This is a genomic window from Photobacterium sp. R1 (genome assembly GCF_054600795.1).
In genome coordinates, this window is record NZ_BAAHZP010000973.1 from 1 (window position 1) to 237 (window position 237).

1 pseudogene is annotated in these 237 nt (G+C 43.9%); it reads right to left on the reverse strand.

The window, feature by feature from the left end:
* Positions 1-120 precede the first annotated feature (120 nt).
* Positions 121-237: pseudogene (locus ACYP03_RS27970) on the reverse strand (peptide ABC transporter permease); the annotation flags it as partial.

Genomic DNA, 237 nt, shown 5'->3' on the forward strand with positions numbered 1-237 from the left:
TAAATTCGACGCGCAGATCTTTGACTTATAATATGCTCATATCTTGCTTCCTTTTCCTGCCGCCATTCAGTCCTGTATTTTCAGGGAGACTGAACAGCGGCAATCATTATTGCTTCGTTTTTATCTGTCTTTTGGATCCAGTGCGTCACGCAGTCCGTCACAAACATAGTTAAAGCAGAACAGGGTCAGGACCATAATCGAGGCCGTGAACATCAATTGCCAGATGGCAATTTCCTT